Genomic DNA, 1,278 nt, shown 5'->3' on the forward strand with positions numbered 1-1,278 from the left:
ATCTGCGAGTATCTCTGGAAAGATACAACGCAACAATTGTTCGCTATTCATAATGCAAAGGTAACAAATACTTATGAAATTATGTGCATGAGAGGGAGGGGATGCAACTGGGTTTTACGACTGACCCTAAAATTCTTATCTGTCGCCATGATACAAAGATTTATTGAGATAAAGGACTGATATAAACCAAAGTGTTAAAAACAAAAGGAATGTCTGTTGATTCTATCTGGGCATGAACCGTAATACTGGCTTGACGGCGAATATTGGGATTCTTTCCCAACAGGTCCTCCTCTATCTCAGAAAGATGCACATCCACACGAACATCTTTTAGCCGTCGCTCATAAGCCGTGATTGATTGCACGAGGGAATTTCTTACCGTTTCTTCCCAATCTCTGACTTTAACCAGTTGATTGAATTCCAACTCCCAAATAATCGATCCATATTCATATTTCCCGAAAATTTCTCCGGGATGTGACACGATTAACAGCATTATATTTTGCGCAATAGATTCTTCGGGGGAGCATCTCGCCAAAGTCCCCTTCAAAGCGACAGACAAATCTAATGGAATCTTCAAATAATCCATTGTGCACTTTAGTTTATTAAGTTCACCCCCAATGGGGCAGTTGCAAATATAATACATTACATCCAGATAACCAAGTTTTTATGCGCAAAAATATAATATTTCTTCCCTTTATGTGGAATAAAAGGGAAGAAGTGTTGTTTTTCCTTCTTTTCCATTATGCTTCCCGTTTTTCCCGAAAATTTTTCTCCTTCTTTATATACCTATATTTTTGCTGCTTGATAGCAATTTATTCACTCAATAACAAACAATTATGGAATCAAACAACAATGACAACTATGTGCTTGTCTTGGAAGACCGCACGGAAGTGAAGAACGAAAAGGAAGCGGGAAAACTCTCCGTAGTATCGGGTATCGACGACAAGGGAAACCTTAAAACAACTGAGGCAATCGCTGCCAATCAAGCAGCGTTCTTGAAGTTCAACAACAAGGACGGACTTCTGAAAAACTTCATGACCAACTTCCTCAAACAGTTCAATAACCCGACTCGTTTCGGACTGTATAAGATAGTGGCAAACAACGTTGAGCAGAGCGTGGACAACCTGCGCACCATGCTGGAAAGCCGTGATAAGCCCGAAAACAAACAGCAACTGACAGAGATTGGAGTATCCTTTAACGATTATCTGCCGAAAAAGAAGAACGCCACAGTCATTGATGAGTCGAAGATTGATTGGAAGCAACTCGACAACCTCGGTCTTA

At 40.2% G+C, this 1,278-nt stretch carries 1 protein-coding gene and 2 pseudogenes; 2 read left to right on the plus strand and 1 reads right to left on the minus strand.

Annotation, left to right across the window (positions count from 1 at the left end):
- Positions 1-180: pseudogene (locus E0E16_RS14010) on the plus strand (hypothetical protein); the annotation flags it as partial.
- Here E0E16_RS14010 and E0E16_RS13400 read toward each other — a convergent pair.
- Positions 161-583 (minus strand): GPW/gp25 family protein, encoded by a 423-nt coding sequence (locus E0E16_RS13400; RefSeq protein WP_028901269.1) that lies wholly within the window; start codon positions 581-583, stop codon positions 161-163. The pseudogene E0E16_RS14010 and the gene E0E16_RS13400 overlap by 20 nt on opposite strands.
- Before the next feature lie 250 nt (positions 584-833).
- Between E0E16_RS13400 and E0E16_RS13405 the strand changes: the two are divergent.
- Positions 834-1,278: pseudogene (locus E0E16_RS13405) on the plus strand (hypothetical protein); the annotation flags it as partial.

Origin of the sequence: Prevotella rectalis (assembly GCF_900607215.1) — a bacterium.
GTDB lineage: Bacteria > Bacteroidota > Bacteroidia > Bacteroidales > Bacteroidaceae > Prevotella > Prevotella brunnea.